The 25,418-nt window shown below is 28.3% G+C and carries 28 protein-coding genes and 1 tRNA gene; 25 read left to right on the top strand and 4 right to left on the bottom strand.

What is annotated here, in order from left to right:
• Positions 1 to 2 precede the first annotated feature (2 nt).
• From gatA to AC8IGH_RS00325, 8 genes are read left to right on the top strand one after another with little or no spacing between them, the layout of a single operon-like run.
• The gene (gene gatA, locus AC8IGH_RS00290; RefSeq protein ID WP_507418718.1) at positions 3 to 1,466 is read left to right on the top strand and encodes an Asp-tRNA(Asn)/Glu-tRNA(Gln) amidotransferase subunit GatA; all 1,464 of its coding nucleotides are present in this window, start codon (positions 3 to 5) and stop codon (positions 1,464 to 1,466) included.
• Positions 1,466 to 2,932, top strand: a complete 1,467-nt coding sequence (gene gatB, locus AC8IGH_RS00295) for an Asp-tRNA(Asn)/Glu-tRNA(Gln) amidotransferase subunit GatB (RefSeq protein ID WP_507418719.1) — start codon at positions 1,466 to 1,468, stop codon at positions 2,930 to 2,932. Before gatA ends, gatB begins: the two co-directional genes overlap by 1 nt.
• A 1-nt stretch (position 2,933) precedes the next feature.
• The gene (locus AC8IGH_RS00300; protein WP_507418720.1) at positions 2,934 to 3,593 is read left to right on the top strand and encodes a class I SAM-dependent methyltransferase; all 660 of its coding nucleotides are present in this window, start codon (positions 2,934 to 2,936) and stop codon (positions 3,591 to 3,593) included.
• A gap of 1 nt (position 3,594) precedes the next feature.
• Positions 3,595 to 4,503 carry an oxygen-dependent tRNA uridine(34) hydroxylase TrhO gene (trhO, locus tag AC8IGH_RS00305; protein WP_507418721.1) on the top strand — a complete coding sequence of 303 codons (909 nt, stop codon included), beginning with the start codon at positions 3,595 to 3,597 and terminating at the stop codon, positions 4,501 to 4,503.
• Complete coding sequence (locus tag AC8IGH_RS00310; protein ID WP_507418722.1) at positions 4,500 to 4,979, top strand: peroxiredoxin; 480 nt, start codon at positions 4,500 to 4,502, stop codon at positions 4,977 to 4,979. Before trhO ends, AC8IGH_RS00310 begins: the two co-directional genes overlap by 4 nt.
• On the top strand, positions 4,979 to 5,275 hold the full coding sequence (locus AC8IGH_RS00315; RefSeq protein WP_507418723.1) for a TIGR03643 family protein: 297 nt from the start codon (positions 4,979 to 4,981) through the stop codon (positions 5,273 to 5,275). Before AC8IGH_RS00310 ends, AC8IGH_RS00315 begins: the two co-directional genes overlap by 1 nt.
• Positions 5,276 to 5,329: 54 nt before the next feature.
• Complete coding sequence (gene typA, locus AC8IGH_RS00320; protein WP_507418724.1) at positions 5,330 to 7,153, top strand: translational GTPase TypA; 1,824 nt, start codon at positions 5,330 to 5,332, stop codon at positions 7,151 to 7,153.
• Between the two features lie 3 nt (positions 7,154 to 7,156).
• A complete protein-coding gene (locus tag AC8IGH_RS00325) occupies positions 7,157 to 7,858 on the top strand; it encodes a pirin family protein (RefSeq protein WP_507418725.1) in 702 nt (233 codons plus the stop codon).
• A gap of 4 nt (positions 7,859 to 7,862) precedes the next feature.
• Here AC8IGH_RS00325 and AC8IGH_RS00330 read toward each other — a convergent pair whose 3' ends face one another.
• Together AC8IGH_RS00330 and AC8IGH_RS00335 are read right to left on the bottom strand one after the other, a co-directional pair.
• A complete protein-coding gene (locus AC8IGH_RS00330) occupies positions 7,863 to 8,177 on the bottom strand; it encodes a DMT family transporter (protein ID WP_507418773.1) in 315 nt (104 codons plus the stop codon).
• A 27-nt stretch (positions 8,178 to 8,204) separates the two neighbouring features.
• Positions 8,205 to 8,435: a hypothetical protein gene (locus AC8IGH_RS00335; RefSeq protein WP_507418726.1), complete on the bottom strand. Its 231-nt coding sequence runs from the start codon at positions 8,433 to 8,435 to the stop codon at positions 8,205 to 8,207.
• A 101-nt stretch (positions 8,436 to 8,536) separates the two neighbouring features.
• On the opposite strand from AC8IGH_RS00335, the gene AC8IGH_RS00340 reads away from it, so the two are divergent.
• Together AC8IGH_RS00340 and AC8IGH_RS00345 are read left to right on the top strand one after the other, a co-directional pair.
• Positions 8,537 to 8,631, top strand: a tRNA-Ser gene (locus AC8IGH_RS00340).
• A gap of 5 nt (positions 8,632 to 8,636) precedes the next feature.
• Positions 8,637 to 9,383, top strand: coding sequence for a hypothetical protein (locus AC8IGH_RS00345; RefSeq protein WP_507418727.1), 747 nt, complete (start codon positions 8,637 to 8,639; stop codon positions 9,381 to 9,383).
• On the opposite strand, the gene AC8IGH_RS00350 is transcribed toward AC8IGH_RS00345, so the two are convergent.
• A complete protein-coding gene (locus AC8IGH_RS00350; RefSeq protein ID WP_507418728.1) occupies positions 9,380 to 11,713 on the bottom strand; it encodes a lytic transglycosylase domain-containing protein in 2,334 nt (777 codons plus the stop codon). The genes AC8IGH_RS00345 and AC8IGH_RS00350 overlap by 4 nt on opposite strands.
• Positions 11,714 to 11,775: 62 nt before the next feature.
• Here AC8IGH_RS00350 and dapA point away from each other — a divergent pair, with 62 nt between their 5' ends.
• Genes dapA through AC8IGH_RS00415 form a run of 13 tightly spaced genes read left to right on the top strand, consistent with a single transcriptional unit; the run spans position 11,776 to position 22,634 of the window.
• Complete coding sequence (dapA, locus tag AC8IGH_RS00355; protein ID WP_507418729.1) at positions 11,776 to 12,660, top strand: 4-hydroxy-tetrahydrodipicolinate synthase; 885 nt, start codon at positions 11,776 to 11,778, stop codon at positions 12,658 to 12,660.
• Between the two features lie 3 nt (positions 12,661 to 12,663).
• Positions 12,664 to 13,131: an SsrA-binding protein SmpB gene (gene smpB, locus AC8IGH_RS00360; protein WP_507418730.1), complete on the top strand. Its 468-nt coding sequence runs from the start codon at positions 12,664 to 12,666 to the stop codon at positions 13,129 to 13,131.
• Between the two features lie 2 nt (positions 13,132 to 13,133).
• Positions 13,134 to 13,637, top strand: coding sequence for a 2-amino-4-hydroxy-6-hydroxymethyldihydropteridine diphosphokinase (folK, locus tag AC8IGH_RS00365; RefSeq protein WP_507418731.1), 504 nt, complete (start codon positions 13,134 to 13,136; stop codon positions 13,635 to 13,637).
• A gap of 21 nt (positions 13,638 to 13,658) precedes the next feature.
• Positions 13,659 to 15,377 carry a bifunctional (p)ppGpp synthetase/guanosine-3',5'-bis(diphosphate) 3'-pyrophosphohydrolase gene (locus AC8IGH_RS00370; protein WP_507418732.1) on the top strand — a complete coding sequence of 573 codons (1,719 nt, stop codon included), beginning with the start codon at positions 13,659 to 13,661 and terminating at the stop codon, positions 15,375 to 15,377.
• Positions 15,355 to 15,939, top strand: a complete 585-nt coding sequence (gene pyrE, locus AC8IGH_RS00375; protein WP_507418733.1) for an orotate phosphoribosyltransferase — start codon at positions 15,355 to 15,357, stop codon at positions 15,937 to 15,939. The genes AC8IGH_RS00370 and pyrE overlap by 23 nt, the downstream gene beginning before the upstream one ends.
• Complete coding sequence (locus AC8IGH_RS00380) at positions 15,940 to 16,674, top strand: pyridoxine 5'-phosphate synthase (protein WP_507418734.1); 735 nt, start codon at positions 15,940 to 15,942, stop codon at positions 16,672 to 16,674.
• Positions 16,671 to 17,063 (top strand): holo-ACP synthase, encoded by a 393-nt coding sequence (acpS, locus tag AC8IGH_RS00385; RefSeq protein ID WP_507418735.1) that lies wholly within the window; start codon positions 16,671 to 16,673, stop codon positions 17,061 to 17,063. The genes AC8IGH_RS00380 and acpS overlap by 4 nt, the downstream gene beginning before the upstream one ends.
• Positions 17,060 to 17,785: a signal peptidase I gene (lepB, locus tag AC8IGH_RS00390; protein ID WP_507418736.1), complete on the top strand. Its 726-nt coding sequence runs from the start codon at positions 17,060 to 17,062 to the stop codon at positions 17,783 to 17,785. Before acpS ends, lepB begins: the two co-directional genes overlap by 4 nt.
• Positions 17,782 to 18,462, top strand: coding sequence for a ribonuclease III (gene rnc / locus AC8IGH_RS00395; protein ID WP_507418737.1), 681 nt, complete (start codon positions 17,782 to 17,784; stop codon positions 18,460 to 18,462). The genes lepB and rnc overlap by 4 nt, the downstream gene beginning before the upstream one ends.
• Positions 18,455 to 19,288 carry a GTPase Era gene (era, locus tag AC8IGH_RS00400; RefSeq protein WP_507418738.1) on the top strand — a complete coding sequence of 278 codons (834 nt, stop codon included), beginning with the start codon at positions 18,455 to 18,457 and terminating at the stop codon, positions 19,286 to 19,288. The genes rnc and era overlap by 8 nt, the downstream gene beginning before the upstream one ends.
• Complete coding sequence (gene recO, locus AC8IGH_RS00405; protein ID WP_507418739.1) at positions 19,285 to 19,935, top strand: DNA repair protein RecO; 651 nt, start codon at positions 19,285 to 19,287, stop codon at positions 19,933 to 19,935. The genes era and recO overlap by 4 nt, the downstream gene beginning before the upstream one ends.
• Positions 19,925 to 22,177 (top strand): DNA topoisomerase IV subunit A, encoded by a 2,253-nt coding sequence (gene parC, locus AC8IGH_RS00410; RefSeq protein ID WP_507418740.1) that lies wholly within the window; start codon positions 19,925 to 19,927, stop codon positions 22,175 to 22,177. Before recO ends, parC begins: the two co-directional genes overlap by 11 nt.
• 4 nt (positions 22,178 to 22,181) lie before the next feature.
• Positions 22,182 to 22,634, top strand: coding sequence for a flavin reductase family protein (locus AC8IGH_RS00415; protein ID WP_507418741.1), 453 nt, complete (start codon positions 22,182 to 22,184; stop codon positions 22,632 to 22,634).
• Here the strand turns inward: AC8IGH_RS00415 and hemB are convergent.
• The gene (gene hemB, locus AC8IGH_RS00420; RefSeq protein WP_507418742.1) at positions 22,626 to 23,609 is read right to left on the bottom strand and encodes a porphobilinogen synthase; all 984 of its coding nucleotides are present in this window, start codon (positions 23,607 to 23,609) and stop codon (positions 22,626 to 22,628) included. The genes AC8IGH_RS00415 and hemB overlap by 9 nt on opposite strands.
• 78 nt (positions 23,610 to 23,687) lie before the next feature.
• On the opposite strand from hemB, the gene hemA reads away from it, so the two are divergent.
• Both hemA and rpiB read left to right on the top strand, forming a co-directional pair.
• A complete protein-coding gene (gene hemA / locus AC8IGH_RS00425; RefSeq protein ID WP_507418743.1) occupies positions 23,688 to 24,908 on the top strand; it encodes a 5-aminolevulinate synthase in 1,221 nt (406 codons plus the stop codon).
• A 65-nt stretch (positions 24,909 to 24,973) separates the two neighbouring features.
• Complete coding sequence (rpiB, locus tag AC8IGH_RS00430) at positions 24,974 to 25,417, top strand: ribose 5-phosphate isomerase B (protein ID WP_507418744.1); 444 nt, start codon at positions 24,974 to 24,976, stop codon at positions 25,415 to 25,417.
• Position 25,418 lies beyond the last annotated feature (1 nt).

The following is a 25,418-nucleotide window of genomic DNA, read 5'->3' on the forward strand; positions in this document are numbered from 1 at the left end:
ATATGACTGATCTTACAAAACTTACTTTAGTTAATAGTATAAAAAATATTAAAGAAAAAAAGTGTAGTGCTACAGAGTTAGTTGGTGCTTATGTCAAAAGAATAGAAAAATCTGATAAATTAAATTGTTTTAATACTAAAGATTTAGAAAACGCTCTTAATAAAGCCAAAAAAATAGATGCTAATCAAAAATTAGACAAAGCTTTAGTTGGAGCTCCAATTGCTGTTAAAGATTTATTTTGTACGAAAGACGTTAAAACAACAGCTTCAAGTAAAATTTTATCAAATTTTACACCAACGTATGAATCTACTGTTACAGAAAAACTTTGGAATGAAGATGCCATTTTAATTGGAAAATTAAATTCAGATGAATTTGCAATGGGATCATCCAATGAAACAAGTCATTTTGGAAATGTTTTAAATCCATATAGATTAAATAATGAAAATCTCGTTCCGGGAGGGTCTTCGGGTGGATGTGCTAGTGCTGTTGCTGCTGATTTAACAACGGCTACCGTTGGAACTGATACTGGTGGAAGTATTCGTCAACCAGCAGCATTTACTGGTATTGTTGGTTTAAAACCTACTTACGGTCGTTGTTCTAGATGGGGAATAGTTGCATTTGCATCTTCTTTAGATCAAGCAGGACCTATGACAAAAGATGTCAAAGATGCTGCATTAATTTTGGATGTTATTTGTGGTTATGATGAAAAAGATTCAACATCAGCAAATAAACCTAAGAGCTCATTCCTTAATTCAATTAAAAATAATGTTAAAGGTTTAAAAGTTGGAATTCCAAAGGAATATCGTGTTGATAATATGCCAAAAGAAGTAGATGATTTATGGCAAGATGGAATTAAAATTTTAAAAGATAACGGAGCTATAATTAAAGATATTTCATTACCTCATACAAAATACGCTCTTCCTACTTATTACATTATTGCTCCAGCGGAAGCCTCATCAAATTTAGCAAGATATGATGGTGTTCGATATGGATTTAGAACAGAAGGAAAAGATTTAACGGAGATGTACGAAAATACCAGATCTAAAGGTTTTGGCACTGAAGTTAAAAGAAGAATTATGATTGGAACTTATGTTTTATCATCAGGTTACTATGACGCTTACTATTTAAAAGCACAAAAAGTTAGAAATCTAATCAAAATAGATTTTGATACTGCTTATCAAAATGTAGATGTAATTTTAACACCAACAACACCAACACCAGCATTTAAATTTGGAGAAAATATTGATGATCCAATTGCTATGTATTTAAATGATATATTTACAGTAACTGCAAACTTAGCCGGTCTTCCTGCAATATCATTGCCAATAAAATATAATAAAGATGGACTGCCTTTAGCACTGCAACTATTTGGAAAATCTTTTGATGAACAAACGTTATTAAACACAGCCTATTCAATAGAACAGCAAGTTAATTTTAAATCGCAAGTTAAAGATTGGTGGATGTAATGGCTGATAAAGAATTTAATTATTACATATCTGGTGAGACTGGAAAATGGGAAGTTATAATTGGCCTTGAGGTTCATGCTCAAGTAAGTTCAAATGCTAAATTATTCTCATCTTCTGCTACAAAATTCGGAGCAGAACCAAATTCACAAGTTAGTCTAATTGATGCAGCTATGCCAGGAATGTTGCCTGTAATTAATAAATTTTGTGTTGAACAAGCAGTTAAAACAGGACTTGGATTGAAAGCTAAAATTAATTTACTTTCTGTCTTTGATAGAAAGAATTATTTTTATGCAGATTTACCGCAAGGCTATCAAATCTCTCAATTTAAATATCCTATTGTTGGTGAAGGAGAAGTAATTCTTGATATGCCATATGGAACAAAAAAAGTTGGGATTGAAAGACTCCATCTTGAACAAGATGCCGGCAAGAGTCTACATGACCAAGATCCTACCAAGACATTTATTGACTTAAATAGATCTGGAGTTGCGTTAATGGAAATTGTAAGTAAACCAGATTTAAGATCACCAGAAGAGGTAGCGGAATATATTAAAAAATTAAGATCTATTATGCGTTATTTAGGTACTTGCGATGGAAATATGGAAGAGGGCTCGTTAAGGGCGGATGTCAATGTATCAGTTAGAAAGATGGGCAGTAAAGATTTTGGAACTCGTTGTGAAATTAAAAACGTAAATTCTATTAAATTTATGCAACAAGCCATTCAATATGAAGCAAAAAGGCAAGTGGATTTACTTGAAGAAGGTAAAATAATTGATCAAGAAACTAGATTATTTGATACTAAAAAGAATGAAACTCGTCAGATGCGTAGTAAAGAAGATGCGCATGATTATAGGTATTTTCCAGATCCAGATCTTCCGCCATTAAAATTTGATCAATCATTCGTAGATGAGCTTAAACAAAGATTACCAGAGTTACCTGATGAAAAAAAAGAACGTTTAATAAAAGATTATAAACTTTCAAATTATGAGTCTGGCGTTTTGATTTCTGATAAGGACACCTCTGATTATTTTGAAAATGTGGCAAAAAATTCTGATATCAAACTTGCTATTAACTGGGTCATTGGTGACTTATTTGCAGCTTTAAATAAAATTGGAAAATCAATTAAAGAATCTCCAATTTCATCTCAAAATTTATCAAAATTAATAAACTTAATAAAAAATAATACGATTTCAGGAAGAATTGCTAAAGAAGTTTTTGAATTAATGATCAATGATAACAGAGACCCGAAAATTATTGTTGAAGAAAAAGGACTTATTCAAGAAAGTAATGTTGGAGAATTAGAAAAAATTATTGAAAAAGTATTAAAGGATAATGCCGATAAAGTTGCAGAATATAAATCTGGAAAAGATAAGTTATTTGGTTTTTTTGTAGGATCAGTAATAAAAGAGTCCAAAGGTAAAGCAAACCCTGCTTTGGTTAATGATATATTAAAGAAAAAACTTTCATAAAGTGTTTAAGTCCTTAGAAAATTCAACTCAATTACAAGCATATCTATTTAAAACAGGTATTAACGAACATCCGTTGCAAAAGGAATTACGAGAATATACAGAAAGCAATCTCGGTAACGCTTCCATAATGCAAATTAGTCCAGATCAAGGAGCTTTGCTGCAGTTTATTATTAAGAGTTCAAATATACAAAATTGTTTAGAGATTGGAACTTTCACAGGCTATAGCGCCTTAACTATGGCTTTAGCGCTTCCAGAAAATGGATCAATCGTCAGTTTAGACATTGATAAAAAAAATACTGATATTGCTAAAAAATATTGGAATAAACATAGTGTGAGTAAAAAAATTGATTTTATTTTAGCTCCAGCACTAGAGACTATGGAAGAATTTATTAATCAAGATAAAATTTTTGATTTAATTTTTATTGATGCAGATAAAAAAAATTACAAAAATTATTTTTTAAAATCACTTGAGCTTTTAGAAAAGGATGGAATTATTATTATTGATAACACCTTATGGAAGGGGAAAGTTGCTGATCCAAATATTAATGATGATCAAACAATTTCTATTAAAGAATTTAATAGTTTTGTTAAAGATTTTAAGGGAACCGAGAGTATGATATTACCTATCGCAGATGGTATGACCATTTGTAGAAAATTATAAAATGTTAAAATTAATCAGTTTTTATAAATTTGTTAAAATAAAAAATCCTAGTGATAATAAATTAATCTTTAAAAAATTTCTTATTGATAACAAGTTAAAAGGTAGCATTATTTTTTCCTTAGAAGGAATTAACGGAAGTGTAGCTGGCAAACAATCAAACATTGATTTATTGACAAAATTTTTAATGAAAAAATTTTCATTTCAAGAGTTTGATACTGTTAATGAATGTGAAGTTGATTTTATTCCGTTTAAAAGAGCTAAAATTAAAATAAAAAATGAAGTAGTTCCTTTAAATGAGTTATTTAATGATGATAAGTATAAATTCCAAAATAGAATTGAACCTGAAGATTGGAATAAATTAATTTTATCCAATGATGTGACAGTTGTTGATGTAAGAAAATCCTTTGAAAGTGAAATTGGTACTTTTGAAAAAGCAATAAATCCAAAAATTAATGATTTTAGAAAATTTCCAGAATACTTTGAAAAACTTTCTGATGATAAGGATAAAAAAATTGCAATGTTCTGCACAGGGGGGATTCGTTGCGAAAAAGCCGCTAGTTATTTATTCAAAAGAGGTTTTAAAAATGTTTATCAATTAAAAGGTGGAATCTTAAACTATTTAAATAGAATACCTGCTAAAAAATCTTTATGGAATGGAGAATGTTTTGTCTTTGATGAGAGAATTACTGTTGTAAATAATTCTAAAAAGGGAAACTATCTAATGTGCGCAGGTTGTAGAACTCCGATGAAAAAAAAAGATATAAACTCTCCCAAATATGAAAAAGATGTGAGTTGTCCAAATTGTTTTGATAAGTTAACAGACAAACAAAAATATAGATTTAGAATGAGAGCTTCACAAAAATTAGGTGGTAAATTAAAATCAAATTCATTACATAGTGCATCAGTATGAGTCAGCAAGTTCCTAATGTTAAATTTGTAACCCGACCCGATAAAGAATTTGTTTCTGTAACCTCAGACGACATTTTTAAAAATAAAAATATAGTTTTATTTGCACTACCTGGAGCTTTTACCCCAACTTGCAATGATTATCATTTGCCAGGTTATGAACTTAATTATGATGAATTAAAAAAATTGGGTATCGATGAAGTTTATTGTTTAAGTGCTAATGACCCGTTCGTTATGAAAGCTTGGGCAAAGAATTTAGATCTTAAAAATGTTAAAATGTTACCTGATGCTAATTTAGAATTTACTAAAGCGATGGGAATGATCACAGATAGGTCTGCAGCTGGAATGGGTCAGCGTTCTAAAAGATATTCCATCTATGTTAAAAATAAGATTATTGAAAAAATGTTTTTGGATGAAGATGGTAAATTTGATGTTAGCGATTCAAATACTATGATTAGTTATTTAAAGTCAAAAATTTAATGAAAAAAGGTCTTCGACCTATCACACGAACTGCAAATCCAGAACCTCAAGATAAAAATTCTATTTCATGGATTATTTGGGCTGCTTGGGCCGATCGAATTACTTTTGAAGACATTAAAGAGCAAACAGGAAAATCTGAGTCTGAAGTTATTAAAATTATGAGAAAGAATCTAAGTGAAAGTTCATTTAAATTATGGAGAAAGAGAACTCGTAATCAGAGCATTAAACATAGAAAAAAATTTGAGGACTCAAGAAAGCAATTAAATCAAAGAATTTACTTTTCTGATAACGATTAAAATTCTTACATTTTAGTTGAATAAATATCATTCTAGTTTAGATAGACACTCTTCATGGCGACAGATATTAAAAAAATCCGCAACATTGCAATTATTGCGCACGTTGATCACGGAAAAACAACACTACTAGATAAATTATTAAGAGATTCTGGAACATTAAAAGCCTCTGAGATGGCTCAAGAGCGTGTAATGGATTCTAATGAAATTGAAAAAGAGAGGGGTATTACTATTCTTGCAAAAAATACTTCATTAACTTGGAATGGTTATCAAATTAATATTATTGATACTCCTGGTCACGCAGATTTCGGTGGTGAAGTTGAACGCGGACTTTCTATGGTTGATTCAGTTTTGCTTCTTGTTGATGCAGTAGATGGACCAATGCCTCAAACTAGATTTGTGACATCTAAAGCATTAAAACTTGGACTTCGTCCAATTGTAGTTATTAACAAAGTGGATCGTGACGGAGCTAGACCAGACTGGGCATTAGATCAAACTTTTGATTTATTTGACAAATTAGGAGCAACTTCTGAGCAATTAGATTTTCCAATTGTTTATACTTCAGCAATTCAAGGTTGGGCTGCAAAAGAACCTAAAAAAGCTGATCATAACATGAGCGTCTTATTTCAGTGTATCGTTGATAACGTTCCACATCCGAATGTAGATCTTGATGGTCCTTTTAGAATGCAAGTGAGTGCTTTAGATTATTCCAGCTATGTTGGTGTTATAGGAGTTGGAAGAATTCAAAGAGGAACTATAAAAGTTAATGATAACGTTTCAATTATTAATAAAGATGGAAAAATTAAAAATGGAAAAATTTTACAAATTTTAGGATTTTTAGGTTTAACACGAGTTGAAAAACAAGAAGCATCAGCTGGTGAAATTATTATGTTTTCTGGAATTGATGGTGTTAAAATTTCAGATACGGTTTGCGATCCAAAACAAGTAGAACAGCTTCCACCACTTGTTGTTGATGAACCTACAATTAGCATGACTTTTCAAGTTAATACTTCTCCTTTTGCAGGTAAAGAAGGCAAGTATGTCACAACTAGAAATATTAAAGATAGATTGGATAAAGAACTTATTCACAACGTTGCACTTAGAGTTTCTGAAACAGAAAGTCCTGACAAATATAGAGTATCTGGTCGAGGGGAACTTCATTTATCAATTTTAATCGAAAATATGCGAAGAGAAGGTTACGAGCTTGCAATTTCTAGACCTGAAGTAATTATCAAAAAAGTTAATGGCCAAGATCAAGAACCTTTTGAAGCTTTAACCATTGATATTGAAGAACAACATCAAGGTAAGATTATGGAAAAACTTGGTGAAAGAAAGGGAGATTTAAAAAATATGGTCTCTGACAGCAGAGGCAGAGTTCGATTAGATTATATTATTCCAACAAGAGGTTTAATTGGTTTTCGTTCAGATTTTTTATCAACTACTTCAGGAACAGGATTAATGTATCATTCCTTTGATCATTACGGTCCTAAAATTAATCAGGCATTAGGGGAGAGAAATAATGGTGTTTTGATTGCAAAGGATCAAGGTAAAGCAGTTACCTATGCAATATTTCATCTTCAAGATCGTGGCAAGTTTTTCATATCTCATGGAGATGAGGTTTATGGTGGGCAAGTTATTGGAATACACAATAGAGATAATGACTTAGTCGTTAATCCATTAATTGGGAAAAAAGTATCAAATGTAAGATCAGTTACTGCTGATGAAGCCTTAATTATTGTTCCGCCTATTAAAACAACTTTGGAGTATTCATTACAATTTATTAATGATGATGAACTTGTTGAGGTAACTCCAAAATCTATTCGTATAAGAAAAAAATTCTTACTTGAACACGAACGTAAAAGAGCACAAAAATCTATATAATTAATGATTAGTGTTATTAAGTATAAAGATCTAGGCGGAGCTGATCATGGCTGGCTTAAAGCAAAACATCATTTTAGTTTTGCATCATATTATAATCCTAAAAGAATGGGCTTTGGTTCTATTCGAGTTATTAATGACGATATTATAAAAGCTAAAAACGGCTTTGATCCACATCAGCATAACGATATGGAAATTATTACTTATGTTAGATCTGGTGCAATTACTCATTCCGATAATCAAGGTAATAAAGGAAGAACAGAAGCTGGCGATATTCAGGTTATGAGTGCAGGTTCAGGGATTATTCATTCAGAATATAATTTAGAAGATAAAGAAACTACTCTTTATCAAATCTGGATTATTCCAAACAAAACTAATGTTAAACCTAGATGGGAAGCAAAACAATTTCCAAAAGCACCTGTTAAAAATAAACTTAATCTTTTAGTTTCAGGATTTGGCAATAATTACAAAGAGGGAACGTTAGGTATTTATCAAGATGCTTATGTGTTTGGTGGAAAAATAAATAAAAGCGATGAAATAAATTACGACATTAAACATCAGGCTTATTTATTATGTTCTTATGGAAATATTACTTTAGAGGATAAGGTACTAGAAAAAGGAGATGCTGCTGAAATTTTAAATATTAAAAAATTTAAAATTAAAGCTAATGATAATTCTGAAGTTTTGGTAATTGATGCTCCAAAATAAAAAATTAAGCAACTTTAAGAAATATAACTCCAAGAATTATTAAAGATACTCCAATCCATCTTAAGAGAATTGATGGATCGTTAAAAAATAAAACACCAATAATAAAAGTTCCAGCAGCACCAATTCCAGTCCATACAGCATAAGCAGTCCCAATGGATATCCCTTTTAATGATAACCATAATAAAATTCCGCTTATTGCCATCGAAAGTACTGAAAGGACAGGTCCTAATATTTTAAAAGAAGGGATAGCAGATAATTTGAGACCCAGCGGCCAACCTATTTCAAAAAAGCCAGCAGCAATTAGATAAATCCAATGAATTGAATTCACTTAAATTTTAATCTTAAATTAGGCAGTTTTTTTCTTTGTTGTAGCTTTGGCTTTTGGTAATTTTCCACCAGCTGCTAAACATTCATCCATAGTTTTGTATGGAGTAAAATCTTTAAGTTTTTTATAAGATTTCGATTCTGCACTGTAACAAATCCCAGATTTAGCTGATTTTTTAATCCCAGTATTTTGAGCAAATGCTAAGTTTTGGCTAAACAGCACTATTGAAAGCATGATTATAATTTTTTTCATAAGCGCGTTTATTAATGATATTTAAATAATTATTCAACTTTTTTCCTAATAGTTAAACTTGTAATATAGAATTAATGGCTTAAATATTTGCCTTTAAGCAAGGAGAGGTGGCCGAGATGGCTGAAGGCGGCGGTTTGCTAAACCGTTATACGATTGAAAAGTCGTATCGAGGGTTCGAATCCCTCTCTCTCCGCCAAAAATATGAATGATAATCTTGTTATTAGTGAAATAATTTCAAAATCATTTTCTTATATATTTAAAGACATAAAAAAAATATTTAGAGAAAGTTTTTTTACTGTTTTATTTTTAACATTAATTTTTAACGGACTATATTTTTTAGTTTTAGAGAATATTGCAACAAAATTTACATTTTTTATAATTTTCTCATTAATGGGATTAATTGTTAGTACAATTGCATATAAGGTGCATAGAGATATTTTATTAAATCAAACTATATTTAATCCATTATTTAAAATGTTTGATTTTACAATAATTAGATATTTATTTTATAGTACTTTAATTTCTCTATTTGCTTTAAGTCCATTATTTTTAAAATATTATTTAGATCGTAATGATATAAATACTTTATTTGGTTCTGATAGCCGATACATAATATTATTGTTAATTCCTACGATCTATATAGCTTTTAAAGTTATTTTAATTTTACCAAAAATAGCTTTAAACAAATCAATTAATATTTTTTCGGGTAATGAATTTAATAATTTTTCAGGAAAATTATTTTTAATTTTTTTAATTATTACTTTATCTTTTATTCTTCCTACTTATTTAATTTTTGCAATGCAGGTTTATTTTTTACAAAATTCTTATGAATTTTATAAATTTTTTAAACCATTTTTTGACTTTATATCTTTTTTTATTTCTTATTTGAATTATGCTACGGTTTTTGCTTCATTATCCTATGCTTATAAAGCGACAAAAAATAATTAACGATATAAAATTTTTTCTATTTTATTGGTAGCATTTGTAGGATCATTCAAATATTCATATACATTAATATTTTCACTGACTCTTTGTACGTAATTTCTTGTTTCTTGAAATGGTATAAGTTCAATAAAATCAATAGCATCAATTTGTTTTCTTCTTGGATCACCATAGTTCTTTATCCATTTCTCAACTCGATGAGGTCCAGCGTTGTATGCTGCAAATGCTAGATAGTGAGATCCAAATAAATCATCAAGATCTGAAATATAATATGATCCCAAAGCTAAATTATAGTCTTTATCTCTGGTTAGCTTTTCTCTAGAAAAATCAATATTAGTAACTCTACTTAACAAGCGTGCTGTTGCAGGCATAATTTGCATTAAACCTTTTGCGCCAACTTTAGAATTTGCAGATATATCAAATTCACTTTCTTGCCTTATTAGAGCTAAAATTACTGAACTTTCTAATATCTTTTGATTTTTAATTTGTTTTGGAATTTCAATTTTTGGGTAGCTAATTTCTAAAAAATTTAAATTTTTATAGGATGCATTTTTTGCAATTTGTATTGCAAAATCTAATCTTTCAATTTCTTGAGCCAAAGTTCCTGCCATTGAAACTTCTTCAGTTGTTCTATTTTGTTCAACATCTCCAAGATGTCTAAGGATGTCTTTAGTGTATCTAGTTCTGTTTAGCTCTTTTAATATAACAACGGATTTTGCTTGAAGGTTGTTTTTTTTAAATTCTGCATATTTATCTTCATTAAATTTAAAGTTGTTATTAATTAAGAATTTCTTTTCATCCAATTCTCTATGGGAAAGTTGACCATAAAATGTTGTTCCGTATTGCGAGCCAGTTTTAAACCAAGTATTAGCTTGGTTCGTTTGACCTAATTTTTTATAAGTTCTACCAATCCAATAGGCTGCTCTTGCTTTAGAGATTGGATATGAAACTGCCGCATTCATTTTTAAAAAATGATTAAGAGCTGCCTCTGTTTGATTAGTAAAGCTTAAAGCTAACCAACCAAGGTGCCATTCAATTTCAGCAAAATCCGAACCTTCGTTTAGCCTATGATCTTTTAAAATGTCATATGCCATTTTATATTCCTTATCCCCAATCTTATCTCTTGCAACAGACAGTCTTTCCTTGGCTAAATATTGATTTCGCATTAACGAGTCAGAAGCACTTTGATTCATTAATGTTAGTGCTTCGCTAAATCTGGCTTTTTTTCTGCGCCATTTGATCCGATCATATATTAAACCAGGATCCTCTTTTAAATAATCAGGTACTTGAGCAATTAAACTGTCTGCAGATCTTTTAGTAAAAAGAGCTGCTCTAGCATTATATAATTTTTGATAATCACGATTTAAATATTCTATAGTATCTCTTAAATCTTTGTATTTAGCTTCGTAGGCAAAATAATCTGCTCTTAAAACATAATCTTGATGTGTTAAAAACTTTTTAAATATTTTAGAAAAATATTTAAGATCATTTTTACTTAATTCAGCATCTTTAAAACCATCTTTGACTAGGTTTTTAGATTTATCACTTTGATTATTTTCTAAAAAAGCTTCTGCTAATCTTAATCTACCAAAGCCACTTAATGGAGGATTGTTAGTAAAATATTCTATAATTGAAGACGGTGAGTTATTATCAAAATTAATTTTATGTTCTGCTAAATATTTAATGCGATTTATTCTTGGCCAGTCTCTGTGATTTTTTATAAATGTAAGATATTCATTAAAACTTGCTCCACTTTGTGGTTCAATTAAATACATCCAATTTACTAAAGTATAGATTGTTTTATCTTGCATTCTTTGAGCATCAGATAATGCTAGTTTCCATTGTTTTTTATCAACATATTCAAAAACTACTTTTGCTATTTCAAAATCTTTATCACCTAGAGTTTTGCTTTCCAAAGGACCTTTATGTTCAGGAGAAAAAGTTTTGAAGTCTTTCGGCTTTATTTTAGGTATAATTTCTTTTGATGCTTCAGTTTGATTAGTATCCTTTTTTTTAACTTCTTTTTTATCTTTAGGTTTAATTATCTCTTGTTTTTTTTCATTAACTTTTTTTTCTATAATTTCTTTTTTTATTTCTTCTTTTTTTTGAGTCTTATCTTCTTCAGTCTTAGCTTCATCTTTAGGTTTTAGAACAGGTTGTTCCTTTTTTTTGTTTTTGGTTAAATTATCTAAAAATTTGGATGTTTTAGATGATTGTGCTGAGCTATCTATAAATTTTTCTGGTTTTAGTTTTGGAGGTATGTTTTTTGCATAAGCTGATAATGTTATACTCAACAGCAAAAATAAATTAATAATTACAGCAAATTTAAAGTTCATTTAATTTTATTATTTAAAAAAACAGTGTATTATAAAAATGCTTTTTTATAGATATTTACATCATGTTTAAAGGATCATTTACCGCTCTAATTACACCATTTAAAAACAATCGATTAGATAAAAATGCTTATGTTAAATTAATTCACCACCAAATTGACAACGGTACAAGTGGTTTAGTACCAGGTGGAACTACAGGAGAGTCTCCAACTCTAAGTCATTTTGAGCATAGAGAAATAATTAAAATTTGTGTTCGTGAGTCAAAAGATAGAATTCCTATTATGGCTGGTACAGGATCAAATTCAACTGAAGAAGCAATTCATCTAACAAGATATGCTGAAAAAGCAGGAGCGAAGGCAGCATTAATTGTAACTCCTTATTACAACAAACCAACACAAGAAGGTTTATATCAACATTATAAAGCTATTAATAATAAGTGTGGGATACCAATTTTTATTTACAATATACCAGGTCGTTCAGTCATTGATATGAGCGTTGATACAATGTGTAGACTTTTTGAACTTAAAAATATTGCAGGCGTTAAAGATGCGACTGGTGATTTAAATAGAGTGGTTCAACAAAGAAAAAAATTAGGTAAAGATTTTATTCAATTTACCGGAGAAGATTCAAATGCACTTGAATTTAAGTTAAGAGGGGGTGTTGGCTGTATATCTGTTACTGCAAATGTCGCTCCAAGACTTTGCTCAGAAATGCAAAATTTACTCGATTACAATGCAGACAAACTAATACTTCAAAGAGCTAAAGAAATAAATAAAATGTTAAAACCCTTACATGACCTGATGTTTATAGAAACAAATCCAGCGCCAGTTAAATATGCAGTAAGTTTATTAAAATTATGTACAAAAGATTTACGACTGCCCATGGTTACAATTACTAAGAAAAATCAAATTAGAATTAAGAATTTATTAAAAAAACTTTCATTAATTTAATTAATGAAAAAGGAAGAAAGCAATTATCAGGTAGTTGCAAATAATAGAAAAGCTAGTTTTAATTATTTTTTTTTAGAATTAATCGAGTCAGGAATTGCTCTTCTAGGTTCGGAAGTTAAATCGTTACGTCTAGGAAAGGGTAACATAGCTGAGTCATATGCTGTTGACTCTAATGGAGAGCTGTTTTTGCAAAATTCTTATATTCCAGAATATAGTCAGTCATCCTATAATAATCATGACCCTAGAAGATTAAGGAAATTGCTTTTAAGCAAAAAACAAATCAACAAAATTATTGGAAAAATTAATCAAGAAGGACTAACCGTTGTTCCTGTTAGAATGTATTTTAATCATAAAGGAATTGCTAAAGTTCAGATTGCTATTGCCAAAGGCAAAAAACAACATGATAAACGCCATACAAAAAAGACAAGAGATTGGGAAAGAGAGAAATCAAGAGTTTTTAGAAAAAGTTAATTATGATTCTTCTTTCATTAGGCTCAAATCTTCCATCTAAATTTGGAGATTGCAAAAAAACTTTATTAAAATGTTATGAATTTTTTAATAATGACAATATTAAAATATTAAAAAAATCTAGTTTTTATGAGAGTCTAGCTATTCCTAATAAATTAGATCCGAAATTTATTAATAGCGTTGTATCAATTGACACAAAATTTTCTCCAGAAGATTTAATTAAATATATTTTAAATATAGAAAAAAATTTTGACAGAAAGCGCGAGCAAATTAATGCACCTAGAACATGCGATATAGACATTATAGATTTTAATGGACAATTTATAAACATTTCTAATAAAAATATTTCATTAAAGATTCCGCATCCACGTTTAGAACAAAGAGCATTTGTTTTATATCCAATTCAAGAAATTGATAAAAATTGGATAAGCCCACTCTCAGGAAAAAAAATCGATCAATTGATTGAAGATTTAGACATTGAAACTAAGAAGAACATTACAATTATATAAATTTTTGATATATTTTTGTTCATGCTAAATCAGCAAGAACTTCTCGATAAAGTAAAAATATATAATAATTATATTGACGAAAATATTGTAAAAAAAGCTTACGATTTTGCTTTTGATGTTCATAAAAATCAAAAAAGACTTTCTGGAGATCCATATATCTCTCATCCAGTTGAAGTTGCTGCAATTTTGTGTGATTTAAGAGTAGATACCGCCACTATCACAACAGCTTTACTGCATGATACTATTGAAGATACCGAAGCAACTTATAATGAGGTAAATAAATTATTTGGCAAAGAGATTGCTGATCTTGTTGAAGGAGTTACAAAAATCTCAAGATTAGAAGATAAATCAAAAGAATATTCTGTAGCAGAAAATTTTAGAAAATTAATATTAGCAACATCCAAAGATATTAGAGTCTTATTAGTAAAGCTTGCAGATAGGCTCCATAATATGCGTACAATTGGCAATATTGAAAATGTCGAAAAAAGATTAAGAATAGCAAAAGAAACAATGGAAATTTATTCCCCATTAGCCGAAAGAATGGGAATGCACAATTTTCGCGATGAACTTGAAGATTTAGCTTTTAATGTTTTAAATCCAGAAGCTAGAAAATTAATTACTGACCGATTAATTTTAAATAAAGAAATTTTAGGAGTAACTTTTTCAGATATTTCAGAAAAAATTATAAAATTATTAAACGATAAAAATATTAAAGCTAAAGTTACTGGAAGAGAAAAAACACCATTTTCAATTTGGAGAAAAACACAAAACAAAAGAATCTCTTTAGAACAAATTACAGACATTGTAGGTTTTAGAGTTATTTTAGAAAATGTGGATATGTGTTACCGTGCTCTTGGTGTTTTTCATACTGAATGGTCAATGGTTCCTGGCAGATTTAAAGATTATATTTCTGTACCAAAATCTAATAATTATAAATCAATACATACTTCAGTAATCGGCCCTAAAAGACAAAAAATAGAAATTCAAATCAGAACACATGAAATGCATGAATTTGCAGAAAGAGGTGTGGCTGCTCACTGGAATTATAAGGCTAATGAAAAAGTAAGTTCTAATACACTTAAAGATTATAATTGGTTAAAAGATTTAGTTGAAATGTTAGAAAGCGGTGAAAATCCTGAACATTTCTTTGAGTATACAAAGCTTCAGTTATTTCAAGATCAAGTTTTTTGTTTCACACCCAAAGGTACTCTCATTCGTCTACCAGCAAATGCATCACCCATTGATTTTGCTTATGCTGTTCACACTGAAATCGGGGATAAATGTATTGGCTGTAAAATTAATGGTAAAGAATCTCCATTACAAAGTATTTTACATAATGGTGATGAAGTTGAAATTATTACATCAGCAAAACCATCTCCCTCAATGTATTGGTCATCCATTGCAAAAACAGGAAAAGCTAGAGCAGCGGTAAGAAGATTTTGGAATTTAAAAAATCCTGACAAATCAGCGGAGAAAAATTATGATACAAGTTTATGGGTTCTTTTAAGCCATAAAGCGGGAACTTTAGGAGAAGTTTGTACGATGATTGGAAAAAATAAGTGTAATATTTCAAATGTAGAGTTAGTTGATAAAAAAGATGATTTTATAAGTTTTATTTTTGATCTTGAGATAAAAAATTTAAAAGATTTTACTAACTTAGTTTCTGAAATAAAACAGCATGACATAAATTTTAAAATTATAAGAAATCGAAATTCAAATGTTAACAGAAAAGAAAACTAAAGAAATTTTTGTAAAAACCAAAGCGCTCTTGCAAGGCCATTTTATTTTATCATCAGGTCTTCGTAGTGAGCAGTACTTACAATGCGCAAAATTATTGATGCATCCAAAACAATCAGAATTAATTTGTAAATCTTTATCTCAAAAAATAAAAAAGATTTTTAAGAAAATAGATTTAGTTGTTGCTCCAGCTATGGGAGGTATTATTGTTGGATATGAAGTTGCTCGACATTTGAAAGTACCTTCAATATTTACAGAACGAGTTAATGGAGAATTTGAATTAAGACGTGGCTTTGAAATTAAGGCAGGAGCAAAAGTTTTAATTGTAGAGGATGTAATTACAACAGGTAAATCAAGCATGGAATGTGCTAATGTAATTAAAAAGTATAATGCTCATGTAGTCGGATTTGCTTGTATTGTGGATCGATCTAATAATCAAAGTTCAATAACTTCGAAAATTGTTTCACAAATAACATTTGATATTCCAACATATAAAGAAAATGAAATTCCAGATAAGTTAAAATCTATTCCTGCAGTAAAGCCAGGGAGTAGAAATTTAGTCTAAATGAGAAAAAAAATTAGATTAGGATTTAATATTGATCATGTAGCAACTGTTAGAAATGCAAGAGGAGATGATTATCCTTCTCCTTTGAGGGCTGCAATTATAGCTCAAAATAATGGAGCAGATTCAATAACTGTTCATTTAAGAGAAGATCGTCGACATATTCGAGATCACGATTTAATTGAATTAAAAAAAAGAATTAAGATTCCAATAAATTTAGAAATGGCTTTAACGCCAGAGATGCTTAAAATTGCGTTAAAGCTTAAGCCAAAATATGTATGTATTGTTCCGGAAAAAAGAAGAGAGATTACCACAGAAGGTGGTTTAAATTTAAATTATAAAATAAATTATTTAAAAAAAGTAATTCACTTATTAAAACTTAACCATATTCAAGTTTCATTATTTATAGAGCCTAATTTAAAAACTGTCCGTTTGGCAAAAAAATTAGGTTCAGATAATATTGAGATACACACTGGAAAATATTGTAGATTTTTTAGAGAAAAAAATCATGTAAATATTAAAAAAGAATTTTTAAAAATTAAAAATTCGGCCAAGCTTGGCGATGCATTAAATCTAGGAGTTCATGCAGGACATGGTTTGAATTATCAAACTTCAAAAAAAATATCACAAATTAAAGAGATTACAGAATTGAATATTGGTCATTTTTTTATATCAGAGTCGATATTTTTTGGTATAGCTAATGTCCTTAAAAAATTTAACAGAATTTTAAAACGATGAATGTAATCGGACTCGGAACAGATATTGTTAATATTAATAGAATAAAAAAGATTTACTCTAAGTATGGAAATCATTTCTTAGATAAAATTTTAACTGAATCAGAAAAGAAATTTGAAAAAAAAACATCCAGATTAAAAAATATTGCCTCAATCGCTAAACGATTTGCTGCGAAAGAAGCTATCTCGAAAGCTATTGGTTATGGTTTTTCAAAAGGAATTCATTTTAAAAATATCGAAATATGTAACGATAAAAATGGCAAACCTTACGCAAATGTGGATGGTAAAGCTAAAATAGTACTTAGCAAAATATCAAAAAAATATAACATTTTCTTAACTTTGTCAGATGATAAACCTTGGGCAGTAGCAACGGCCTTAATTACTTCTCAATGAAAAAAATAATCACTGAAAACATAAAGACTCTTGTCTTTGCTTTTCTAATAGCAATATTTATTCGAAGTTTCTTTTTTCAACCTTTTTATATTCCATCGTCTTCAATGGAAGAGAATTTATTAGTAGGTGATAGATTATTTGTTTCTAAATTTACCTATGGATACAGCAAACATTCATTGCCATTTAGTCCGAACATTTCTGATAAAAGAATATTTTTTACATTACCTGACAGGGGGGATGTAATTGTTTTCAAAACTCCAGAAGATAACGACACAGATTATATTAAACGTTTAATTGGACTTCCTGGTGATAAAATTCAAATGATTAATGGTGTTTTATATATCAACAATAAGCCTATAAAAAAAGAATTTGTAAAAAATGATTTCGTTCTTTGTGGTGGTTTTAAAATTAAGTCAAACTTTTATTATGAGACTTTACCAAACGGAAAAACTTATTTAGCAGCTTACTCTGAAAAAAATTCATCAAAAGATACAGATGTGTATTTAATACCTCAAAATAAATTTTTTTTTATGGGAGATAATAGGGATTGTTCACAAGATAGTAGATTTCTTTCTAGCGTTGGCTACGTTGATAAAATTAATTTAGTAGGAAAAGCACAAATTTTATTTTTTTCAAATAATGAAGAAATAGGAAATTTTTTCACTTTTTGGAAATGGCATAAATCAATAAGATTTAATAGAATTTTAAAATTCATTAAATGATTTCTGATAATAAGATCGTTGAAGTAGAGAATATTATTGGTATCAAATTTTTAAATAAAAAATTATTATCACAAGCCCTAGTTCATAAAAGTTTTTCAAACAATAATTCAGCAAATAATGAAATTTTAGAATTTTTAGGAGATAGAGTTTTAGGATTAGTTCTTGCTAAAAAATTAATTAATTTATATCCAAATGACAAAGAGGGTCAGCTTGATAAAAGATTGGCTTCATTAATTAATAAAAAAGTTTGCGCAAAAGTTATAGATAAATATGATTTATTAAAATTTATATCAATTAGTAAAGCTCAAAAAAAAATTAAAACAGGAAATATTAAAATTTTTGGAGATTTATGCGAGTCATTAATTGGCGCAATATACATTGATAGAGGATTTGAAGCTGCAGAAAATTTTATTTTTAATTTATGGAAAGATCAACTTAAGCAATCAGGTGAGATTAAAATTGATGCTAAAACAAAACTTCAGGAATTGTCTTTAAAACTTTATAAAGAACTTCCTAAATACAAAGATTTATCAACTTCTGGTCCTGCGCATAAACCAGTTTTTAAAGTTTCGGTAAGTATTAAAAAATCCAAATCCTATACTGGCGAAGGTTCTTCTAAAAGAAATGCTGAACAAAAAGCAGCAGAGTCGTTATTAAGTAGTTTAGATAATGAATAAAAAAAAGATTGGTTATGCTTGTTTAATTGGCCCGACGAATGCTGGCAAGTCAACATTATTGAATACTATTTTTAAGAAAAAAATTTCAATAGTTTCTAATAAGGTTCAAACTACAAATTTTGCAATAGAAGTTGTTAAATATCATAAGGATAATAAGATTATTTTTGTTGATACTCCTGGATTGTATAACAAAAAAAATAATACAAATTTTCTAAATGACGTTAATGTTGAGGTTAAAAGATCAGATCTAATTGTAATAATTTTAGATATCTCCATTCATTTGTATTACGAAGATATTTTAGAAAAAATTATAAAAAATACAAAAAAACCAAAAATTTTAGTATTTAATAAAATTGATAAAGTTTCAAAATCGTTTGCAATTGAACAGATTAATAAGTCTAATTTTGTTAAAAATTTCAATGAAATTTATTACGTTTCGGCGTTAAAAAATAAAAACATAAACACTCTTTTAGACGCAATTGTTGCAAAACTTCCAGAGGGTAATTTTGAAAATTCTATTAACTTTGAGACAAATATTTCAAAAGATATTTTTTTTTCTGAACTTACAAGAGAAGCAATATTTAAGTATTTAAATCAAGAATTACCATATCAGATTAATGTAAAAACTTACAAATTTGAGAAAGAAAATAAAAATTATAAAATTTACCAAATTATTTATGTCAAAAATATTAATCATAAAAAAATAGTTTTGGGAATAAAAGGAAATGTTATTAAAAAAATTGGAATTTCCGCTAGAAAAGAAATCGAAAAATTATTTAAACATAAAGTCAGTTTATTTTTAGACGTACAAGTATCTAAGCAATGACTTGGAGCGATGAAGGGTATATCTTAGGGATTAATATTTACGGAGAAAACTCTTCTATTATAAGTATTCTTTCTAAAGATCATGGGCATCATAAAGGAATAATTTACGGCGGAACTTCATCTAAATTAAAAAAATTAATACACATTGGCAATAAGATTAAAGTCACTTGGAAATCAAAATCAGAAGATGCGATTGGTTATTATAATTTTGAATTGATTGATGCAGTAGCTCCAAAATATTTTGATAATGATAAAAAACTTACAGCAATATTATCAACATCAAGTATTTGCTTAAAAATATTACCTGAAAGAAATGTGTATTTATCTGTTTATAATTCTTTCGAGGATTTATTTAATTCTTTAAATTCTAATAATTTTTTTAAAAAATATGTTTTATGGGAGAGATTTTTGTTATCAGAATTAGGTTATAATCTTGATTTAGAAAATAAAGATTCACTAAAACTATTTAATAAAAATATAAGTTATCCACAATATTTTTATGATAATTCAGCTCCCTTTACTGATAAAGACATCTACAATGGATTATTAATTAATAAGCATCAATTATTAAATTATATTTTTGAGCCAAATAAAGTTAAATTTCCTTTTTATAGATTAAAATTAGAAAATTTTTTTAATGAAAAATAGAGATAATATTTTAAATGCCTCTTTAGCGGTTGAGTTTAGTCAAAAATATTTAGCCTACGCATTATCTACTATTACGCATCGAGCATTACCTGATGTTAGAGATGGTTTAAAACCTGTTCATCGTCGATTGCTTTATGCGATGTATCTTCTAAACTTAGGTTCAAAGTTACAACCGAAAAAATCTGCAAGAGTCGTAGGGGATGTAATTGGTAAATTTCATCCTCATGGAGATCAATCTGTTTACGATGCATTAGTGAGGTTAGCTCAAGATTTTTCAATTCGATATCCATTAGTAAATGGCCAAGGGAATTTTGGTAATATTGATGGAGATAATGCAGCTGCAATGAGGTACACAGAAGCAAAACTTACTGAAATTTCTGAGCTTTTACTTGAAAATATAGATGAAGAAACTGTAGATTTTAAAAGTACGTATGATGGTGATTTGCAAGAGCCATTAGTCTTCCCTGCAAAATTTCCAAATTTATTAGCAAATGGGGCTTCAGGAATTGCGGTTGGCATGGCTACAAGTATACCTCCGCATAACATTGTTGAAATTTGTGAAGGATTAAAGATTGTTAATCAAGACAAAAATGTTTCTATCAAAGAATTATTAAAAGTATTGCCAGGACCTGATTTTCCAACGGGTGGAATTTTAAATAATAATAAGTCTGAAATATTAAAAGCTTATACAAGTGGAAAAGGTTTTTTTGAACTTAGGTCTTCATATAAGATTGAGGACTTAGGTAGGGGGCAGTATCAAATTTCGATTAATGAAATTCCTTATCAAGTAAGTAAATCAACATTGATAGAAAAAATAGCGGACTTAATTATAAGTAAAAAAAATAAATTAATTGATAATGTTATAGATGAATCAGATCAATTAGTTCGCATTGTCATTCGTCCAAAAAATAGAAATGTTAAACCAGAAGTATTAATGGAAAGTTTATTTAGACAGACTGATTTGCAAGTAAGAATAGCTTTAAACATGAATGTTCTAAATTCAAAACTTCAACCAAAAGTAATGTCGATTAAAGAAGTTTTAATTAATTTTTTATCCCATCGTTATGAAGTTTTAATAAGAAAATCTGAGTTTAGATTAAAAAATATTAAAAATAGAATAGAAATTTTAATTGGATTTATTAAAGTTTATCATAATTTAGATAAAATTATTAAAATTATTAGAAACGCAGAAGATCCAAAACTGCAATTAATTAAAAAATTTAAGTTTACTCAAAATCAAGTAAATGCAATTTTAGATATGCGTTTGAGAAATCTTAGAAAATTAGAAGAAAAAGAAATTAAACAAGAGTATAAAGACTTATTATCGGAAAAAAACTATTTAACAAAATTACTTTCATCTAAATCATTACAAAAAAAAGAAATAGATAATGAAATTGATTTTTTAATTAAAAAATTTAAGGACGATCCTCTACTTGGAAAAAGAAGGACAAAACTAGATAAATTTGGAAGTGTTAATGAAGAGATTTTTGATAACGAAATTAAATCTGACGATCCTCTTACAATAACCATTCTCAAAAATGGTTTTATTAAATCACAGAAATCTTTTGTTAAAAATTTAGAAGAACAAATTGGCAATGAGAATACTTCTTTATTAATGCATGCTCGTTCTAATGATAAAATTATATTGGCATCAAATTTCGGCAAATTTTACACTATTGAAGCAGATAATATTGTAACAGGATCTTCAACAGGTAGACCAATTTCATCCTATCTAACACTTGCTGATAATGAGAAAATTATTGATAGTTTTAAATTTGATATTGAAGGTGAAATTTTTATTTATACTAAAAATGGATACGGTTTTCTTACTTTAGAAAAAAATCTTGAAACCAATAAGAAAACTGGAAAAAAAGTAATGAATGTTAAAGCTGATGACAGTGTTGTTGGAGTTTCTAAAGTTATGAAAGATTCAGATTCAGTTGCTATTATTTGCGATTTAGATGGCAAATATAAGATGTTGGCATTTAATATTAGTGAACTTCCAAAATTAGATAAAGGCAGAGGAGTTATTCTAGTAAAAGGTAGATCTTTAAAAATTGTTAATGCTACAGTATTTAACTCAAAATTAGTTATCAAAGATCAAATAGATAAAACTTTGTTTGATAAATCTACAATTGAAGGGAATTACGGAAAGAGATCGCAGTCAGGAAAAGTTATTAAAAATTATAAAAATCAGATTATGAATAGAAATTTTGATAATAATATCAGATGTCATTTGTAATATTATGAATATTTCTAATTATAAAAAAGTTTTATCAAAATATGCTACTGGAATTACAGTTGTAACAAAAAAAGATAAAAGTAATTTAATTACAGGTATTACAGTTAATTCCTTTGTATCTATATCTTTAAAGCCACCTTATATTTCTTGGAGTTTAGATAAAAAAACTTCTAATTTTAAAAAATTTAAAGATTTAAAATTTTTTAATATTTATTTTTTATCTGCAAAGCAAATAAATGTTTCAAATTATTTTTCAGCGACTAATGAAATAAAAAAAGATTCCTTAATAGCAAAAAATTTATTAAAATATAATTTGGTAGAACTTAATTGCAAAACAATAAAAACTTTAAATATTGGTGACCATTTATTTTTTATTGCTAGAGTCATTAAATTTAATCTAAAAAAAGAAAAAAAACCTCTAATATATTTTTCAAGTAAATATCAAAAATTATTTTGATAAGTATTTTTCAATTACCTCATTTGCAAAGTACGAGACAATTGCGTTTGCTCCAGCTCTTTTAAAACTATAAATTACTTCAAGAATAATATCTTCATTTGCAATCGACGATTTAATTCCATTTTTTATTAAACTATATTCGCCAGAAACATTATAAGCAAAGACAGGCACATTAAATTTTTGTTTTATTTTATAAATAATATCAAGATATGCTAAAGCTGGTTTTACCATTACAAAATCAGCTCCTTCGTCTAAATCTAATTTAACTTCTAATAAAGCCTCATCTGAATTTTTATAATCCATTTGATAAGTTTTTTTATCAGATTTAAGCGTTGTAGATGTTCCAACCGCATCTCGAAATGGTGAATAAAAATTAGAAGCATACTTAACCGCATACGATAATATTTGTACGTTAAAAAATTTATTTTTTTCTAAAGCATTTCTTATTAAACCAATTCGTCCGTCCATCATGTCTGATGGAGCAATAATATCGCAACCAGCTTGGGCTTGTATTAAAGCTTGTTTGATTAAAATTTTATTAGTTTCGTCATTATCAATTTCATTATCTATAACAAGCCCGTCGTGACCATGAGAAGTGTAAGGATCTAATGCAACATCACACATTACTCCGATATTTTTATTTAATTTTTTTACTTCATGTATCGCATTACAAACTACATTATTTTTATTTAAAGCTTCAGTTCCTTTGATATTCTTTTTAGAACTTTCAATTAGTGGAAAAATAGCGACGGCTGGTATTTCGTTTTTTGATGTTCTTGAAATTATTTCATCTAATCTATCTACAGAATATCTATAAATTCCAGGCATAGATTTAATTTCTTGCTTCTTATTTTTGCCTTCGCAAACAAAAATAGGCATTATAAAATCTGATTTATCAAGATAAGTGTCATTTATTAGTCTTCTGGACCAATCTGATTTTCTATTTCTTCTTAATCTTGTATTGGGAAATTTCATTTGAATTTTATATTTAATGCGACAATACAGTAAAAGTATATATTTGAAAAAAGTATTTTCTATAAGGTAATATTAGTTATGAGCATAGATTACGATCTTATTTTTAACAATGCATTAAAAGGTTTAAGACAAGAAGGTCGTTATAGAATTTTTAATAATATTACTCGAAAAAAAGGAGAATTCCCTAAAGCAGTTTATAACAATCAATATGGTATTAAATCAGATGTTACTATCTGGTGCAGTAATGATTATTTAGGAATGGGTCAAAATCCTTTAGTCGTTGATGCATTCGTAAATGCAGTTAATTTAGTTGGCGCCGGTGCTGGAGGAACAAGAAATATTTCTGGAACTTCAAATTATCATGTTGAATTAGAGAATGAATTAGCAAGGTTTCACAATAAAGATGGCGCTTTAATTTTTACATCTGGATATATTGCTAATGAATGCGCATTAAGCACGTTAGCTAAATTTTTACCTAACTGCATAATTTTTTCTGATGAAAATAATCATGCATCAATGATCGAAGGTATTAGAAAAGGAAATTCTGATAAATTTATTTGGAAACATAATGATGTTGATCATTTAGAATATCTTTTGAAAAATTCGAATAAAGATCATCCAAAAATTGTAGCATTTGAATCTGTTTATTCAATGGATGGTGATTTTGCCCCAATAGAAAAAATATTAGAAATTTCAAAAAAATATAATGCTCTTACTTATCTTGATGAAGTTCATGGAGTTGGTTTATATGGAAAAAATGGAGGTGGCTTATCTGAACAACTTGGTCTTACATCTGAAATAGACATTATAGAAGGAACACTTGCAAAAGGTTTTGGATTAATGGGAGGTTATATTACAGCAAAATATAATATTATTGATGTCATCCGATCCTTTGCTCCAGGATTCATTTTTACAACTTCTTTGCCGCCAAGTTTAGCCGCAGCAGCAGTAGCTAGCATTCGTTATGTAAAGAATAATTATAGTTTAAGAGAAGCGCTTTATGAAAGAGCAGAGAAGTTAAAAAAACTAATGATATCAAGAAATTTGCCAATTATTAAAAATAATAGTCATATAGTTCCTTTGTTAGTAAAGGATCCTGTTCGATGTAAAGAAATTTCAGATATTTTATTGAATAATTATTCAATTTACGTTCAGCCTATTAATTATCCAACTGTTCCTAAGGGATTAGAGAGACTTAGATTTACTCCAACTCCGTTACATGATGATTCTAAGCTAGAATTTCTTGTGAATGCTCTTGATCAAATTTGGAAAGAATTAAAACTTTCAAGAGCGGCTTAATATATAAAAAATCATTAATTATCTTTTTAATATACAAGCTATTTTGAAGTTGGTAATTAACTGTTGTGCCTAAATCATTAACTAAATCAATCATTATAGCCTCAGATCATGCAGGTTTTTTAATGAAAGAAAAAGTTAAAATACTATTAAATAAGTCTAAAATTAAATCACATGATCTTGGAACCTTCTCAGAAGAAAGAGTTGATTATCCAGACTATGCTAAAAAACTTGCACTGTTAGTCAAAAAAAAATCTTTATTTGGAATATTAATTTGTGGTTCTGGTATTGGAATTTCTATTGCAGCAAATAGGTTTAAAAAAGTAAGAGCAGCAGTTTGTTATAATCAAATATCAGCGTCCTTGGCTAGAAAACATAACAATGCTAATGTATTATGTCTCGGTGCTAGATTAATTAATTTTAAAAACGCTAAAAAAATTATAAACACTTTTATTAGCACTAAATTTGAAGGCGGCAGACATACAGCTAGAGTTAAAAAATTAGATAAATAAC

Source organism: Candidatus Allofontibacter sp. (genome assembly GCF_038145245.1).
In the GTDB taxonomy this organism is placed as follows: Bacteria; Pseudomonadota; Alphaproteobacteria; order Pelagibacterales; family Pelagibacteraceae; genus Fontibacterium.

Bases quoted from the DNA above. Each gene is read 5' to 3' on its own strand.
- gatA (WP_507418718.1), top strand. From the start codon at position 3: ATGACTGATCTTACAAAACTTACTTTAGTTAATAGTATAAAAAATATT.
- gatB (WP_507418719.1), top strand. From the start codon at position 1,466: ATGGCTGATAAAGAATTTAATTATTACATATCTGGTGAGACTGGAAAA.
- trhO (WP_507418721.1), top strand. From the start codon at position 3,595: ATGTTAAAATTAATCAGTTTTTATAAATTTGTTAAAATAAAAAATCCT.
- AC8IGH_RS00310 (WP_507418722.1), top strand. From the start codon at position 4,500: ATGAGTCAGCAAGTTCCTAATGTTAAATTTGTAACCCGACCCGATAAA.
- AC8IGH_RS00315 (WP_507418723.1), top strand. From the start codon at position 4,979: ATGAAAAAAGGTCTTCGACCTATCACACGAACTGCAAATCCAGAACCT.
- typA (WP_507418724.1), top strand. From the start codon at position 5,330: ATGGCGACAGATATTAAAAAAATCCGCAACATTGCAATTATTGCGCAC.
- AC8IGH_RS00325 (WP_507418725.1), top strand. From the start codon at position 7,157: ATGATTAGTGTTATTAAGTATAAAGATCTAGGCGGAGCTGATCATGGC.
- AC8IGH_RS00335 (WP_507418726.1), bottom strand. From the start codon at position 8,435: ATGAAAAAAATTATAATCATGCTTTCAATAGTGCTGTTTAGCCAAAAC.
- AC8IGH_RS00345 (WP_507418727.1), top strand. From the start codon at position 8,637: ATGAATGATAATCTTGTTATTAGTGAAATAATTTCAAAATCATTTTCT.
- AC8IGH_RS00350 (WP_507418728.1), bottom strand. From the start codon at position 11,713: ATGAACTTTAAATTTGCTGTAATTATTAATTTATTTTTGCTGTTGAGT.
- dapA (WP_507418729.1), top strand. From the start codon at position 11,776: ATGTTTAAAGGATCATTTACCGCTCTAATTACACCATTTAAAAACAAT.
- smpB (WP_507418730.1), top strand. From the start codon at position 12,664: ATGAAAAAGGAAGAAAGCAATTATCAGGTAGTTGCAAATAATAGAAAA.
- folK (WP_507418731.1), top strand. From the start codon at position 13,134: ATGATTCTTCTTTCATTAGGCTCAAATCTTCCATCTAAATTTGGAGAT.
- AC8IGH_RS00370 (WP_507418732.1), top strand. From the start codon at position 13,659: ATGCTAAATCAGCAAGAACTTCTCGATAAAGTAAAAATATATAATAAT.
- pyrE (WP_507418733.1), top strand. From the start codon at position 15,355: ATGTTAACAGAAAAGAAAACTAAAGAAATTTTTGTAAAAACCAAAGCG.
- AC8IGH_RS00380 (WP_507418734.1), top strand. From the start codon at position 15,940: ATGAGAAAAAAAATTAGATTAGGATTTAATATTGATCATGTAGCAACT.
- acpS (WP_507418735.1), top strand. From the start codon at position 16,671: ATGAATGTAATCGGACTCGGAACAGATATTGTTAATATTAATAGAATA.
- lepB (WP_507418736.1), top strand. From the start codon at position 17,060: ATGAAAAAAATAATCACTGAAAACATAAAGACTCTTGTCTTTGCTTTT.
- rnc (WP_507418737.1), top strand. From the start codon at position 17,782: ATGATTTCTGATAATAAGATCGTTGAAGTAGAGAATATTATTGGTATC.
- era (WP_507418738.1), top strand. From the start codon at position 18,455: ATGAATAAAAAAAAGATTGGTTATGCTTGTTTAATTGGCCCGACGAAT.
- recO (WP_507418739.1), top strand. From the start codon at position 19,285: ATGACTTGGAGCGATGAAGGGTATATCTTAGGGATTAATATTTACGGA.
- parC (WP_507418740.1), top strand. From the start codon at position 19,925: ATGAAAAATAGAGATAATATTTTAAATGCCTCTTTAGCGGTTGAGTTT.
- AC8IGH_RS00415 (WP_507418741.1), top strand. From the start codon at position 22,182: ATGAATATTTCTAATTATAAAAAAGTTTTATCAAAATATGCTACTGGA.
- hemB (WP_507418742.1), bottom strand. From the start codon at position 23,609: ATGAAATTTCCCAATACAAGATTAAGAAGAAATAGAAAATCAGATTGG.
- hemA (WP_507418743.1), top strand. From the start codon at position 23,688: ATGAGCATAGATTACGATCTTATTTTTAACAATGCATTAAAAGGTTTA.